The following is a 14,034-nucleotide window of genomic DNA, read 5'->3' on the forward strand; positions in this document are numbered from 1 at the left end:
GCAGGCTTGAAACACCCCTAGATTACATTGCGCTCAGCGTGTAGTTCGCCAGCAGCAAAGCGTTCGATTCGCAACTCGTCAATCTCGATTGAGTGAGCGCGGCCATCAAGAATTTCTTCGGCAATCAGCAAACCAGTTGCGGGCGCATGCATCACGCCATGGCCGCTAAATCCGGCGGCATTCAGCCAATTAGGGCAATTGGGCATACGACCTAAAATGGGTAGGTGGTCGGGCGTAATTTCATACGAGCCAGCCCACGATTGGCGTTCAGAGAGACCAGCGCGTTCCAAAATTGGAAAACGATTGAGCATGGCTTCCAAGACCGTATCCAGCCAATCCCAATCGACCGTGGTATCGTGCGATGATGGCTCATTGAGATTGCTCAGGCCCATCAGCACGGTCTCTTGCTCTTTGCGAATGTAAGCTCCCGTGCCAACATCAATCGTCAGCGGAATATCTTTGGGCAAGGCCGGAAATGGATCGGAAACATAGATGCAGCGGCGATAGGGCTTAATTGGAATCTCAAAGCCAGCGGTTTTGCCGACCTCGCCAGCATAGGGGCCAGCAGCATTAACCACATACTGGCAATGAATTGTGCCTTGCGGGGTTTGCACCCCAACTACCTGATCATCGGCAAATTCAAAGCCTAACGCCGGAGCATCGCGTAAAACCTTCACGCCCAACTCACGGGCTTTGTTCAAATAGCCCATTGCAATGCCATGCGGGTCAACAAAGCCATCTTCAGCACAATAGGTTGCGCCAACGAGATCGCTAATATTTAATTCGGGAATATAGCCAGCGGCCTGTTCTGGCGTAAGCACCTGCACTGGTACATTTAAGCTACGTTGCAATTCGAGCACTGCTTGGTAGGCTTGCCAAGTGGCTTGATCATTAAACAAAAAGAGATAGCCATGTTGATGTAATTCGGCATGGCCGCCAATTTCTTCGGTAAAATGTTTGTAGCGTTCGATGCTATATTGGGAAAGTAAGATATTGGTGCGTGATGAGAACTGATGGCGAACCCCAGCCGCAGAACGAGCAGTCGAGCCAGTAACCTCAACTGCCTCTTTTTCTAACACCACTACCTCGGTACAGCCCCGCGCAGCAAGATGGTAGGCAACAGAAGCCCCAATGATGCCTGCCCCAATAACGACAACCTGTGCTTGGTGAACCATTCCGAACGATCTCCTTTGATGTGCAATGATGTTTGCACTATTGTACCAAAGGATGCTCTGGCGTGGCGACTGATTTTAGCCCAAAATGGCTGTGCTATTGGCCCTCTTTGGGCGCAGGTTGGGCATAGCGAAACTCAGGCTGGTTGCTGACTCGCGGCATAGTAATTACGTTAGTTGGCTCAATCGTAATATCGACCCCATCAATTTCGTTCCAAATCCGCAACAGGCCACCAACCCGATTCAATGCGCCCATCAAGGTTTCTTTATCGCCAATTGCTTGGATGGTGTAGGGGGCGTGTTGAATTTGGCCATCAAGATACAATTCGGCATTGTCATCTTCTTCGATGCGGGTTCGCGCGACAATCCGCCGCCCGTTAATCGCAATTGCTTCACCGCTGGCATTGCGCACTTCATTGGTCAGGGCAATCACATCAGCAGCTCGCAGAGGATAATTAATCGTAATCGTGACCCCGCCGCCTTGGACTTGCACCGCTCCAGTATGCAATTTATAGCGATTCAAATCGTTGGCCAATTGATCAAGCGTGCTGGTGCCATTCGATTGAGTGCGGCGATAATCTTCATTTTGCTGGCGCAAGGCAATAATTTCGCGCTCAGTCGCCGCATTACGATCGATCAAGCTAATCATTAATTCGGCCCGTTGCTCAGGCGAAAGCTTGACCACATCGTTAGCAATATTTTCATAGGTGCGCAGTTGGGTCACTACCGCAAAGCCAATCAACATACACATCAAGGTTAACAAGCTTTGGCGCAAAATCCCGCGCCGAATGCGAAAGCGCTTCATGGCGCAACCTCCAGATGGCGATTGGCCAAGGGGCCAGTGTAGGCCGGCACTTGCACTTGGGCTTTTTGCTTAACATCGACACCGATACCAAATTCGCGCTGGCGGCTCCATAAATCGCTGAGCAAAGGCGAATTACTGGCGGCATTGGCTAAAGTATTGGGGTCGCCGATTGCGCGAATCGTAAATGGCGGAGCCATTAACTCTTGGTTAATCAAAATCGTTGAGCCAACACAATAGATCGAGGTTTGGTCGGTGATGCGCTGATCGTTGATCGAAATTGCCTCAGCGCCGTTGCTCCACAGTACCCCAACCAAGGTCACAAGCTGCTGCTGATGGATGATATAACGATTCACGTCGGCAACTTCATCGGGCAACGAATTGGCGTTGCTATCGTTGAGCGTCACAACCACGCCTGGCCCACGCATCGCCACCAAGGCCGCCAATTGTTGCTGCTGATCGATTTGAGTGCGAATTTCTTCAAAGTTGCTTTGACTGGAGGTTGATTGTTGTTGCAACTCAGCTTGTTCATCGCGCAGACGACTGAGTTCAGCATTTAATTCTTGCTGATGCTCACGCAGCGTGCTGATCCGATCAACACTCAAACTAGCTGAGCTATTGCGCGAACTACTACTACTCGAAAGCGCCACTTGAGGCCGTACCGACATTAACATGCCGACAAACAAGCCCCCAAAGAGCAAAGCGAACAGCGACAAAATGGCACGATGCTGAGGTACTAGTTGACGCATAGGTGCTCCCGCAGGCTATGGCTCGACGCGGATGGTAAATTCGCGTGTATTATTGCTGGTCAGAGTTTCTTGGCTTAGTGGTTCAGCCCGTACAACCAGGCTATAAACATCAGCGTTGGCTGGTATCGCTCCCTCAGGCTCGATTCGCACAACCAAGATTTGGCCTGGAGCTAATTCAGTCACGCTTCGACTACCACTCAGCATAAGTATATCATCACTACTGCGGCGCAAACGCGCATTAACTTTAATATTGTAAGCGGTTAGCAGGCCACGATTCTCCAAAGCCACCAAAACCGCATATTTATCGCTAATTGGCAAGCGCGAACCTTGCAAGGCTGGGTCGAAATCGACGCTGACCACCGCAACATCATAATCATCACTAGCGACTGATTCTGGCGGGGCGGGCTTGGGTTCAACTGCAATTTGGCCACAACCAACCAATAAAAACAGACACCACGTGAATAATTTAAGCCGTTGCATAAAAACCTCCAAAGGCATGGCAGATCATAGATGATCAGCAAACAGGGCATTAATCAAGCTTGATAATCGTGCCAGGGCCGTTTAATTGTCCTGATAACGCAGATTGCAACTGTTGAGGACCACAAATCCAAATTTCAAGCTGCGGTGCTTGTTGGACTAATTGCCACATTGCTTCAACTTTATTGCGCATGCCTCCGGTGACATCAACGCCATGCGAGCCACCGAGCCGAGCAATAATCGCAGCGTAGTTTGTCCGATTAATCAAAGGAATTGGTTGAGCATCGGCGTGTTGGCGGGGGTCGGCATCATAGACGGCCTGTTCGCCAAGTAGGATGATTTGGGTTGGCTGGAGTGGGCCAACCAAGGCACTAAAAATCCGTTCGGTCGAGGCGACTGTACAACCTTGGGCGACATCAAGCAAGACATCGCCATAAATCACCGGAATCGTTCCAGCAGCCAACAAAGTCGCGAGCGTTTGGCTGCCAATTTGTTGAATCTCGCCAGCATTCGCCAGGCTTGAGGCCATCGGTTGAATGCCAATCGCGGGTAAATCAGCATCCAAGCAAGCTCCAACGACCGCACGATTGAGCCGCGCCATAGCATCGGCCACCCGTGCCACGCCCCACCAGCTTTGCTCGTTGATAATGCCTTGGGCGGTTTGATAGCGTTCAGCCCAATAATGGCCAAACGAGCCACCACCATGGCCCAGCAAAATCGGCTGGTTAGGATGTGCCTGTCGCCAAGCCGATAAATCGGTCACAACCTGCTTGAGCGTTTGATCGACCAAACGTTCGGCGCTGGTTTTATCGGTCAACATCGAGCCGCCAAGTTTGATAAAAATAGGCTTATTCATCGCGAATGATTAAACGCTCCACAACATGGCGACGCAAGGTTCCCTGTTCATCAAACTCTTGCCACTCTCGTTGGCGCAAAAAGACCCGTTGCGCAGCAGCAGGTTTATTTGCCAACGTGGTAGTTGGTGCTGCGGCAGGTTTTTGGCGCTTGCTCAACAAATTCGAGCCAAGATCGACGGCCAAGGCTGCTAATCCCAATGCGACTGACTTAGCCACTGGACTCCGCAAAATCGGCGATTGGCGCAGGCGGTTCGTCAAGCTGGTTGAAGCTTTGGTTGCGAGGCTAGTCGTCGTGGTAGGTTGGGCAAGGTCGGCACCACACACAGCACAATGAGTTTGGTCGAGGCTATTGCCAGTTTGGCACTGCCAACATGGTCGTTCAAGCATAAGCCACCTCCTTCACAGGTGGTACTATTGTACTAGAAATCTGGCAACACAATGTTGGGGCTTGATGAGAGTTGTAGAAGGCTAAACTGCAACGATTCGCCAAGGGTTTGATCTCAGCAAATCGTTGCTGTTGTAAATAATTATTGGTTAGCGCACAATAATTTCACGCAGGAGGGTAGCCCGATTAAAGCCTGCATATAAACGGAAACGATAGACAGAACCTGGAACAATCCATGCAGGATTTGCCTTGCCATACGGGCCTTGAGCCATTAATTTCTCTGGCTCACCATCTTTTGAAACATAAACTTGGGCTTCACTGCCATCGCCAGTGCTCCAATAGAGCATAATTTGTTGCAACCCTTGTGCACCCGCCGGAATACTACTTGGATTCGCAATCAAGCTTCGTTCACGTCGCACGGTAATTTCGCGCAACAGGGTTTCACGATTGAGGCCTGCATACAAACGGAAGCGATACTCAGAGCCAGGTGCAAACCATGCAGGGCTATCTACGCCATAGTCACCTTGCGCCATCAATCGATCAGGTCCGCCATTCTCCGAGACAAACAATTGCCCTTGAGTCCCATTGCCAGTGCCCCAAGTAATTGTGGCACTTGATGATGAAGTTGAGGCAGGAATTGGATTAGGGTTGACCATCAACCCCGCCTGAGCATTGGTACTCACGGTAAATTGACGCTCTGCCGACCATGCACTTGGACTAAGCCCATCACCAGAACGCACCTTCCATACATATGTTCCCGGCTGAGGCACGGTCACCAACCAGTTTGTGTTTGTATTCCACGAGCGGCTTTGCGACCACGAGTTATTAGTAGCGCGAACTTCTACCACATAATCGCGGTTGTTGCGTGGATAATTATCAGGATCACCCCCATCATTCCATGTCAGCTGCACATTCAGGCTATTTAATGTCGTGCCACTTGGACTCAAGCCAGTTGGCGGATTGGGAATCACATTTGCCACCGTCACAATCTGACCAACGGAATTTTCCAACTGATACCCTTCATTACGCGCTAAATTAACCTCGTTTTGATCGGTTGTAAAGAAATGATCGTTGCGGCCTGCGTGGTACATGCGTTGCAACGAAGCCATGACATATTGGCTTTGGGCTTGTTGAGCGATTAAGCCAACGCTGCCTTCATCGTGATATAGCCCGCTCGAAACCAAAACATCACGTTCGTATTGCGTCGCATACATGTGCTTAGGAGTCAGTGTATTATGGGCTAAACGATAGAGCGGTGTGCCACTTGGCAACGAACAGCCGCTGGCTGCAACAAACCCAGTAATCTGTTCATAGCGCCAATTTACATCGCCCAACCCTAGCTCACTCCAATGTTGGGTATAGAAATGGCGCAAGACTGAACCATTGAAATAGCGATAGAGCGGTTTAAGACAGACATGGGTGCTATTTTGAACGTTTACACTCAGGATTTCTGAATGATTGGCTGAATCAAGCAACCATGCACTGCTGTCATCAAGCGAGGTCGCTTTAACCTTTAATTCATAGTTGCCATTGCCATACCGACTCGTATCCCACTCCCACGACCAGCCATACGGCCCAGCCAAACCAGGATCAGGGCGATATTCACCGTAATTGGCTTTGGCTAATGGCACAAATCCATGGTTCGAGCCTGCCAAACGCCCATAGATATTGACTTCCTTGATTGTAGAATTTGTACTTTTGGCCCAACCATTGATTTTAATCCGGTTGCTCAGCTGGGCATTGGGGGCTGGCCCATCAATATAGCCCTTCAAAGAACTAGAAACGGCTATATTAGTAGAAAGAAAATTACTGTTAACCGTTTTTTCCAAAGCTCCTGAATACCAAATATTCATACTATTTGAAGTCCAACCATCGATAGTTACTTCACGGCTACTAAATTCCATATGAACATGAGCACCTGTCCACTCACCACATTTATCAGAATCTTTTGTATTCGGTGGAAGGTTATCAACAGTTGAACCTAAGACGGTTCCTTGAGCAATTCGCTCACCATCGACAACTTTCAATGTGCCTTTTTTTATATGTACATAGGCTGTTTGAAACCCATCGTCAGCTGTTAATAGAAGGGATTGAGATTTTGGCCCATCACAGATAATCAAAACAACTCCAGTATGAGCCGCCAAGATATCATGATTTTGACTTAATGGTGCAAAATCTACAGCATAGTTTAGAGCAGCAAGTTCTTTAGGTAAAAAATGCCAACCTTGAGTCAACTTCCATTCTTCACCACCACTCCAAGGAAATTTCAGGTTGGTAGCAGTCGCCACTTGAGGCGTTGCTAGCTCGTGCGTTCGATCAGTTGCCGCAACCAATGGGGCTGGCGTTGCCCAAACCATTCCAATCACTATTCCCAACAAAACCAACAGCTGAACTAAGCGTTGCCGCATGTGCGTTTCCTCGATTAAAAATTCTTCCTCATTCCAATGCCAGTTCATGGATCAACGGCAACGTTCTAGCAACATTCCATGAAGTCCCGACTATGCCACATCACTTAAAATCGTTTCACTCTAGTGCTTAATCCTCCCTATGATCAGCATATCAATCCTAACATTCAATCAATACCATCAACTGCTCTAATCTAAGCTTTATTCTAACATACAATTACATTTTAAAAACCATATCAGGATTTATCCAGCGAAAACTAGCTTTTTTTATAGGCAATAATCGATCAAGTACGAGTATAGGGGATCTATATCAAAGCTACGTTTGATATAGTAAAATTAGGGCTAAGATCAGAGCAAGCAATATAGCTCTAGAGGCTAGTAGGAGATATAGATTTGCGTTACTGGGGCAGAAGATTTTATTTCCAAGTGTGGCAATGAGCCAATTGAAAAACATATTATGGTCGAGAATAAATAAATGCCCCATAAATTTATGGGGCATTTTCGGCGTTTACCGCAGGCTTAGACTGGCCTTCAGCATCAAAATGGGCTTTGGTGCGTTGCTCGACGGTCGCGCGTGGCAGCATCACTTTATGCTCACAGGTCATGCAGCGCAAGCCGATATCGGCTCCCAAACGTGTGACCCGCCAACGATAGCCACCACATGGATGCGGTTTGCGCAATTGCACAATATCATCAAGCGCTAGATCTAAGCGTGCCACAATTTACCTCGCTTGCTGTTGGGTAAAAGCTGCGAGCGCAGCAGCAATATCAACAGTCGCTACGCCGTCGGCAAGCACTTTGACTTGCCATTGCTCGCCAGCCCGTGCCATCCATTCGCGCTCACCGTCAAGGGCAATCGCGCCACTGCGCAATTCAACGCTCTCTCCAGCAGTCAAATAGGTGGATTCGGCCAAGGCTACGGGTGTGATTAAACCTGGAGCAATTGGCACGTTGATCGTTCGTCCAGCACCCAACAACACATGCACTGCTTGCGCATCAGCAGGCGCAATGCCAGAATGGCCACCAATCGCCGAAAGCCCAACCGTGCCTGGGGTTAAACGGGTGGTAACAACCTGTTGCACTTTGCTAATTTCCCAAACTGCCCGCCCACCAAGGCTATCGGCAACGCTGGCTACATCAACTAACGCTAAATCAAGCAATTCCTGGTTGCGATAAATTTCGAGCAAAGCATGGCGCGTCACCGCCTCAGACGCAAAACATGCCATACTGCCTGCCGCCAAGCCTGCCAATGTTGGCTCGATCGTTTGAGGAAAAGCGTTGTTAGTTCCGGTTGATAGCGCTAAAATCGGGATCGAGCGCGAGCCTTTGACTGCTGCCCGAGCCGTGCCATCGCCACCAAGCGTGATTAAACAGCCAACTCCATGCTGTTCGGCCAAACGCGCAGCCAAAGTTGTATCATCAGCATGATCGTGCCATTGGCCCTCAAACGGCAGCAAGCGAAATGGCAATTGTTGGCGCTCGGCGGCGTTGCGCACAATGCCAGCATGGTCGGGCAAATACCAAACTTCGTGCACAGGCGTGGCCGCCAAGCCTTGTAAAACCCGCCGCACAATACTGGTTTTTTCATTATTCGAGACACTCGAGGCATGGCTGACCACCCGCCGAATATCTTTACTTGAAGCTGGATTGGCAATGATTGCAACACGGGTCATAAATAATAACCGATCTCCAAAATTGATCCACGAAGGGGCAAGGGGTCAGGGATCAGAGTTGAAAGCACAGCAATTCTAACTGTTGACCATCGACCTAAATCCTAATGCTTCAACCATACACCTCTCAATTAAATTTCGATAGAAACTGCATCCTTCAAAACGCTCTGCGCCTCTGCGTTAAATTCTGATCCCTGATACCTAATTACTGACCCCTCGTTTACTTTTGCAACTTGCGTAGCAACGCTGGAATATTAGGATAAAAGCCAACGCCCAACAATGGTGGCGCAACTGGGCTACCTTCGGCGTTCCAGTAGCGTTGGCGCAGATCGTGACCATTTGGCAGGCGCAGGCTATAGGGAACGCCTAGCACTTTGCCTTCCCCAACTCGCAACCCGCGTGGCTGCGAAAATTCTTTGAAAATCGCGCCAAGCAACAAACTAATTCCCGAAAAAATGATCGTTCGACGAAGCCATGGTTTCATCACAAACTCCTCATACCATTATGGATACAAATATGGTGAGCTAGGCATCTCGATTGGCACTAAAGTTCCAGCAATTTGGGGCACAACCGAGCCATTAATTTCGGCTGGCACAAAGGTTCCTTCAACCCGCACCCATTGATCATTGCTAAAATCTGCGCCGTTGTTAGCCTTGACCCGCAACGACAAGGCCGTACCATCGGCGGTGCAGCAGGTTACAACATAACGACCAACCAGCACTTCATCAGCAGGCAAATCGGGGGTACGATAAACAAAGCCTTCAAAGGCAGCCTGTTTATCACGCAGCACTTCAAGATCGCTCTGCCGCACTGCGGTTGTCCATTCGAGTAATGTCCAACTTTTGCTATCATCGGATAAATTAGTTTTCCAACGTGCCAGCAAATTATCACTCGAATTGGCATTCAAAGCCTTACCAGAGACCAGATTTGCCCCCAGCGGGCGGGCCGGCACAAGCACGGCAAAGGCCACTGGAATGGTCAATAATGCCAACATGCGTTTAGGAATAGCTGGCGCTTTGGTCAAGGCCATGCCGACTGCCGCCAACAACAGCACTACCGCCGTTGCAACTAATAAGCCAGTATAACGTGGGTGAATATACAAATTCAAGCGGTTAGTTTGCCACTTGTAGATAATCATGGCTCCCAGCCCGAACATTACTCCAACCGAAAGCCAGCGCTCAAGCACCTGACGTTGCATCATTCACCTCAGATCAAAACAACATAGCTGATCAAGCCAGCAATAATCGCAAATAAGGCCGCCAACACAACCATCGCCAACACCGCCGAGCGGCGGAAGGTGGTGGTCAGCATCAAGGTACTTTTAATATCAATCATCGGGCCAAAGACCAAAAAGGCCATGACCGCACCAGGATGGAACAAACCAAGGAACGATAAGGCCAAAAAGGCATCAACCGTGGAACAAACTGAAAGCAGCACTGCCACCAGCATCAACACCACAATCCCCAACAACGGGGCAAAAAAGCCGATACCACTATCATTTAGGGTTAGCAAGGCCGATTGGGGAATGAAGGTTTGCATCGTTGCCGCGAGTAACGAACCCATCACCAAATATTGGGCCATTTCAAAAAACTCAACGCTACCGTGAGCAATCAAGCCAGCCAAACGCCCCTTAGGTTGTTCATGGGAATGGTCGCAAGCGCCATGGTCATGGTCACAATGGCTATGATCATGCTCATCATCAGGAGTTAATGAAAGTGGCGTTAGAATTGCTTCACGCTTAATTCCAGCTCCAATAATCAAGCCAATCGTCAAGGCGATGATAATCGTAAAACTAACCCGCGCCAAGGCCCAACGCACATCACCAAAGGCAATCGAAGTTGAGATCAGCACAATCGGATTGACCACAGGAGCCGCTAAGGCAAAGGCAATTCCCATTGAGGCTGGTGCGCCTTTGCGCAACAAACGCCGACTGGTTGGAATCGCCCCACACTCGCAGACTGGAAATAGCAAGCCCAAGAGTGAGCCAAAAATTGAAGCTCCAAAAGCATTTTGCGGCACAAAACTAGCCAAATGCTGTGGTTTGACAAACTCGCCAATTAATACTGAAACAATCACCCCAGCACTCAAAAAGGGCAAGGCTTCGATAAAAATCCCTTGAAAGGTGGTAACTAAGCCTTGAAGCTTGTTGGTCAATGGGGCTAAATTGCTTGGTACAAGCCAGCCACTGGCCAGCCACAGGCCTAAAATACCAATCAGCGGCGCGAAAAACAGTAGCCATTTACGTTGGGTTTTGGGTTGAACATCGACACTGACAACAGCCATGGGGACACCTCGTTGGTTCGACTGCTGCCATGATACCCGAAAATGCTGTACCTGAAAACAGCTCGCTTGATCCAAGAAAAGCACGAAGGCTGAAACCGCGAAGGCCACCAAGCTCAATTTTTTAGCCGCAGATTAGCACAGATAAATATGATTATTTGGCGCAATCCATTGTCCCTTGCCATCACCGAAACGACCGATCACCGATCCCCAATAACCAACTGCTATGTTCTATATAATTACCCTATTGACATGTAAAATCAACATGATGTATAGTATTTCTAACATTAGATTAGATTTATTTGACATATCCAAGGAGCATTGTATGCCGTATCGAGAGAAAACTGCTTGGTTAGCACTGATCGCAATCGCTGTCACCTATGGCCCTTACTTCACCTTATCAGCGATCTTCCAGCCAGTTGACGTGCCCAACCTGCCACAACTCGGCCTATTTGCCGCCACGACCATCAGCCAACTGATCATCTTGGGCTTAGGCCATTTGTACTTAGGAATGAAAGCACCCCAAGATCGGCGCATGCCGCCCGACGAGCGCGATCAAGCCATTCAACGGCGCTCCTTCCAATCGGCCTATTATGTGCTGATGATGGGAATGATTGTGGTTGGTGGGATCATGCCTTTCACCGAACGTGGCTGGACAATCGTCAACGCCGCAATCATGATCATGGTTATCTCAGAAGTTGTACAATACAGCGTCACCGTAATTAGCTATCGCAGGTACTCATGATCGAGGGCATCCTATCTAACCGAATCCGTCTGCTACGCTTTATTAATGGCGAAATGACCCAAGCCGATCTCGGCCAGCGCATCGGCGTTACCCGCCAGACGATTGCGGCGATCGAAGCAGGCAAATACGCCCCAACCTTAGAAGCAGCCTTCCGGATTGCCCATGTCTTTCAAGTGCCCTTGGATGAAGTGTTTCAGTGGATACCACAGGATGGCGCAGGCATACAGTATGAGGGCTAACAAAAAATTGGCGATGAGCTTTTGATCACGAAGGCGAAATTGGCTATGGGCTATAGGCGTTTGGCTATCGGAATGTTTCATAATGTTGCAAGGATTGTTCCGATAGCCAAACGCCTGAAGCCTAGAACCCTCTTTTTCGAAACCTGACCCCTGACCACTAGCCCTAATATCTACTCAGCCAGCCAAATCAGATAGATCGGGGTTGACCCAACTAGCCCTGCCGAAACATCAACAAAAGTGATCGTCAGGGTATGGCCGCTGGCCGCATTAATAACTTCCCACGGAAGTTCAACCAGCTCGCCATTACTAGCAATATCATAGGTATGTTGAAAAATCACATTGGCTCCATCGCGAATGATAATCCGATCATCGACCAAGGTTGGTTGCAACGAGCTAGGACTAGCCGAAAGATAAATATGACCACCAGCCGGAATCGTGGCAGGCAACGTTGCCGTGAAGCTTGCAAATACTTCACCCTGTTGCGTCACTGCACGGGTAGGAATGCTAGCTGCATTAACTGTCAGCAAAGCTAGCAGCGTCATCCGCTGAACCAACGGGCTATACGAACGATAGGCTGTATCAATAATTAGAGCCGCGCCCGAATCAGCAGCAAGTTCATCGACAGTTGGCGTAGCACTATTTTGAATACCGCTGCTAGCGCTATCTTCAAGCGGAATCCCAATCACCAACATATCGCCTGCAACCCCAACCCCGCGCCCAAAATAATCGCCGGTCGAAACCTGCGAAGCCTTGAGATAACTTTGTTGGCTCCATGTCGTGCCATTGTGGGCATACACATAGGCGGCTCCCGCTTGGATGGCGGTCTCATCGGCACTGGGTTGTGCACTATTTTGGACACCAGCAATCCCGCTATCCTCTTCAGGTGCACCAATCACAATCGTATTAGCATCAATCGCTACACTCATGCCAAAACGATCACCCTCCGCGACATTCGACGCTTTGAGGTAGGCTTGTTGGCTCCATACTCCTGCGTTCTGGGTATAAACAAAGGCGGCTCCGGCGAACGATGATAGCTCATCAACGCTTGGGCTAGCGCCATGCTGCACGCCTGAAGTACTCGAATCTTCGTAGGGAGCGCCAACCACGATCGTATTGCCAGCGATCGCCAGATTAAAGCCAAACTGATCGCCAGGTGTAACCTGCGAGGCCTTAACAAAGACTTGTGGACTCCAAATTGGGCCGCTGCGGGCAAATACAAAAACTGCGCCTGCTGCCAAAGCCGCCTCATTGACCAAGGCGGTAGCACTATTTTGCACTCCAGTATGGCTACTATCCTCACCTGGCGCACCAACAATCACCGTATCGCCAGCCACTGCGACACTCCACCCAAACACATCGTCATTACTAATTTGGGCAGCTTTGAGATAACTTTGCTGGCTCCAATTCGTGTCAGTGCGTACAAACACATAGGCTGCACCCGCTGCGGTAGCCGTTTCATTGACCGTTGGGGTAGCACTATTTTGCACCCCAACGATGTTACTATCCTCACCATAGGCTCCAACGACAATTGTGTTTGCTTCTAAATCCACGCTCCAGCCAAACCAATCGCCAATTGTAACTTGCGAGGCCTTAAGATAACTTTGCTGACTCCAATTCGAGCCCGTGCGCACAAACACATAGGCTGCACCAGCACTATTAACTGCATTATCGACGCTCGGTGTGGCAGTATTTTGCACTCCAGCGGTGCTGCTACTCTCATAGGGCGAGCCAACCACAATCGTATCGCCAGAGATCGCCACGCTCCAGCCAAATCGATCGTTGGCGCTAACCTCAGAGGCTTTGAGGTAGGCCTGTTGCTGCCAGCCAGCATTCCCACGCACAAACACATAAGCAGCACCCGCTTGCGAAGCCAAGCCATTGATAATCGGCGTAGCCGTATTTTGCACGCCCGCCAAACTGCTGGATTCGGCTGGAACACCGACTACCACCGTATCACCAGAGACTGCCACACTCGTGCCAAAGGTCGCGCCAGTAGAGACTTGTGCAGCCTTCAAATAGCCAGCTTGAAATTTGGAGCCAGTGATCGCCGTGGTTGGTGCAAGCAGGCTTTGAATTGCCGTCCAATCGGTTGAGGTTAAGCGCTCTGCGTCCTCAGAATGTGGAGCTTGGGCGGCGATTCGGGGCAATCCAAGGCCAAAACTGATGCTGATCAACAACAATCCAAGCAGCATACGGGTATAGACGATTGGTTTTGGTGTGCTCATAGATGCTTCCTTTAATCATGGAGCTAGC

15 protein-coding genes are annotated in these 14,034 nt (G+C 49.6%); 2 read left to right on the top strand and 13 right to left on the bottom strand.

The window, feature by feature from the left end; genetic code table 11:
- Positions 1 to 17: 17 nt before the first annotated feature.
- The 12 genes from ABEB26_RS13650 to ABEB26_RS13705 all read right to left on the bottom strand — a co-directional run bounded on the left by ABEB26_RS13650 (position 18) and on the right by ABEB26_RS13705 (position 10,800).
- Positions 18 to 1,229: an NAD(P)/FAD-dependent oxidoreductase gene (locus ABEB26_RS13650; protein ID WP_345722709.1), complete on the bottom strand. Its 1,212-nt coding sequence runs from the start codon at positions 1,227 to 1,229 to the stop codon at positions 18 to 20.
- A gap of 40 nt (positions 1,230 to 1,269) precedes the next feature.
- Positions 1,270 to 1,977 carry a DUF881 domain-containing protein gene (locus ABEB26_RS13655; RefSeq protein ID WP_345722579.1) on the bottom strand — a complete coding sequence of 236 codons (708 nt, stop codon included), beginning with the start codon at positions 1,975 to 1,977 and terminating at the stop codon, positions 1,270 to 1,272.
- Positions 1,974 to 2,723, bottom strand: a complete 750-nt coding sequence (locus ABEB26_RS13660; protein ID WP_345722580.1) for a DUF881 domain-containing protein — start codon at positions 2,721 to 2,723, stop codon at positions 1,974 to 1,976. The genes ABEB26_RS13655 and ABEB26_RS13660 overlap by 4 nt, the downstream gene beginning before the upstream one ends.
- A 15-nt stretch (positions 2,724 to 2,738) precedes the next feature.
- Positions 2,739 to 3,203 (bottom strand): YajG family lipoprotein, encoded by a 465-nt coding sequence (locus ABEB26_RS13665; RefSeq protein ID WP_012189827.1) that lies wholly within the window; start codon positions 3,201 to 3,203, stop codon positions 2,739 to 2,741.
- Positions 3,204 to 3,252: 49 nt separating this feature from the next.
- Entirely contained in the window at positions 3,253 to 4,056 is an 804-nt protein-coding gene (locus tag ABEB26_RS13670; protein WP_345722581.1) for an isopentenyl phosphate kinase, read from the bottom strand.
- The gene (locus ABEB26_RS13675; RefSeq protein ID WP_345722582.1) at positions 4,049 to 4,444 is read right to left on the bottom strand and encodes a hypothetical protein; all 396 of its coding nucleotides are present in this window, start codon (positions 4,442 to 4,444) and stop codon (positions 4,049 to 4,051) included. The genes ABEB26_RS13670 and ABEB26_RS13675 overlap by 8 nt, the downstream gene beginning before the upstream one ends.
- A gap of 147 nt (positions 4,445 to 4,591) precedes the next feature.
- The gene (locus ABEB26_RS13680; RefSeq protein ID WP_345722583.1) at positions 4,592 to 6,850 is read right to left on the bottom strand and encodes a peptidoglycan DD-metalloendopeptidase family protein; all 2,259 of its coding nucleotides are present in this window, start codon (positions 6,848 to 6,850) and stop codon (positions 4,592 to 4,594) included.
- A 485-nt stretch (positions 6,851 to 7,335) separates the two neighbouring features.
- The gene (locus ABEB26_RS13685; RefSeq protein ID WP_345722584.1) at positions 7,336 to 7,566 is read right to left on the bottom strand and encodes a DUF951 domain-containing protein; all 231 of its coding nucleotides are present in this window, start codon (positions 7,564 to 7,566) and stop codon (positions 7,336 to 7,338) included.
- Positions 7,567 to 7,569: 3 nt separating this feature from the next.
- Positions 7,570 to 8,520 carry an NAD(+)/NADH kinase gene (locus ABEB26_RS13690; protein WP_345722586.1) on the bottom strand — a complete coding sequence of 317 codons (951 nt, stop codon included), beginning with the start codon at positions 8,518 to 8,520 and terminating at the stop codon, positions 7,570 to 7,572.
- A 217-nt stretch (positions 8,521 to 8,737) separates the two neighbouring features.
- Positions 8,738 to 9,001, bottom strand: a complete 264-nt coding sequence (locus tag ABEB26_RS13695) for a hypothetical protein (protein WP_345722587.1) — start codon at positions 8,999 to 9,001, stop codon at positions 8,738 to 8,740.
- Positions 9,002 to 9,019: 18 nt separating this feature from the next.
- On the bottom strand, positions 9,020 to 9,718 hold the full coding sequence (locus ABEB26_RS13700) for a TIGR03943 family putative permease subunit (protein ID WP_345722588.1): 699 nt from the start codon (positions 9,716 to 9,718) through the stop codon (positions 9,020 to 9,022).
- A gap of 5 nt (positions 9,719 to 9,723) precedes the next feature.
- Positions 9,724 to 10,800, bottom strand: a complete 1,077-nt coding sequence (locus tag ABEB26_RS13705; protein WP_345722589.1) for a permease — start codon at positions 10,798 to 10,800, stop codon at positions 9,724 to 9,726.
- Positions 10,801 to 11,122: 322 nt separating this feature from the next.
- Here ABEB26_RS13705 and ABEB26_RS13710 point away from each other — a divergent pair, with 322 nt between their 5' ends.
- Positions 11,123 to 11,542 (top strand): hypothetical protein, encoded by a 420-nt coding sequence (locus ABEB26_RS13710; RefSeq protein ID WP_345722590.1) that lies wholly within the window; start codon positions 11,123 to 11,125, stop codon positions 11,540 to 11,542.
- Positions 11,539 to 11,781: a helix-turn-helix transcriptional regulator gene (locus tag ABEB26_RS13715; protein ID WP_345722591.1), complete on the top strand. Its 243-nt coding sequence runs from the start codon at positions 11,539 to 11,541 to the stop codon at positions 11,779 to 11,781. Before ABEB26_RS13710 ends, ABEB26_RS13715 begins: the two co-directional genes overlap by 4 nt.
- A 170-nt stretch (positions 11,782 to 11,951) precedes the next feature.
- On the opposite strand, the gene ABEB26_RS13720 is transcribed toward ABEB26_RS13715, so the two are convergent.
- Positions 11,952 to 14,006, bottom strand: coding sequence for an alpha/beta hydrolase (locus ABEB26_RS13720; protein ID WP_345722592.1), 2,055 nt, complete (start codon positions 14,004 to 14,006; stop codon positions 11,952 to 11,954).
- Positions 14,007 to 14,034: the final 28 nt, after the last annotated feature.

It is taken from the genome of Herpetosiphon gulosus (assembly GCF_039545135.1).
GTDB classification, from domain to species: Bacteria; Chloroflexota; Chloroflexia; order Chloroflexales; family Herpetosiphonaceae; genus Herpetosiphon; species Herpetosiphon gulosus.

Bases quoted from the DNA above. Each gene is read 5' to 3' on its own strand.
- ABEB26_RS13655 (WP_345722579.1), bottom strand. From the start codon at position 1,977: ATGAAGCGCTTTCGCATTCGGCGCGGGATTTTGCGCCAAAGCTTGTTA.
- ABEB26_RS13660 (WP_345722580.1), bottom strand. From the start codon at position 2,723: ATGCGTCAACTAGTACCTCAGCATCGTGCCATTTTGTCGCTGTTCGCT.
- ABEB26_RS13665 (WP_012189827.1), bottom strand. From the start codon at position 3,203: ATGCAACGGCTTAAATTATTCACGTGGTGTCTGTTTTTATTGGTTGGT.
- ABEB26_RS13670 (WP_345722581.1), bottom strand. From the start codon at position 4,056: ATGAATAAGCCTATTTTTATCAAACTTGGCGGCTCGATGTTGACCGAT.
- ABEB26_RS13675 (WP_345722582.1), bottom strand. From the start codon at position 4,444: ATGCTTGAACGACCATGTTGGCAGTGCCAAACTGGCAATAGCCTCGAC.
- ABEB26_RS13680 (WP_345722583.1), bottom strand. From the start codon at position 6,850: ATGCGGCAACGCTTAGTTCAGCTGTTGGTTTTGTTGGGAATAGTGATT.
- ABEB26_RS13690 (WP_345722586.1), bottom strand. From the start codon at position 8,520: ATGACCCGTGTTGCAATCATTGCCAATCCAGCTTCAAGTAAAGATATT.
- ABEB26_RS13695 (WP_345722587.1), bottom strand. From the start codon at position 9,001: ATGAAACCATGGCTTCGTCGAACGATCATTTTTTCGGGAATTAGTTTG.
- ABEB26_RS13700 (WP_345722588.1), bottom strand. From the start codon at position 9,718: ATGATGCAACGTCAGGTGCTTGAGCGCTGGCTTTCGGTTGGAGTAATG.
- ABEB26_RS13705 (WP_345722589.1), bottom strand. From the start codon at position 10,800: ATGGCTGTTGTCAGTGTCGATGTTCAACCCAAAACCCAACGTAAATGG.
- ABEB26_RS13710 (WP_345722590.1), top strand. From the start codon at position 11,123: ATGCCGTATCGAGAGAAAACTGCTTGGTTAGCACTGATCGCAATCGCT.
- ABEB26_RS13715 (WP_345722591.1), top strand. From the start codon at position 11,539: ATGATCGAGGGCATCCTATCTAACCGAATCCGTCTGCTACGCTTTATT.
- ABEB26_RS13720 (WP_345722592.1), bottom strand. From the start codon at position 14,006: ATGAGCACACCAAAACCAATCGTCTATACCCGTATGCTGCTTGGATTG.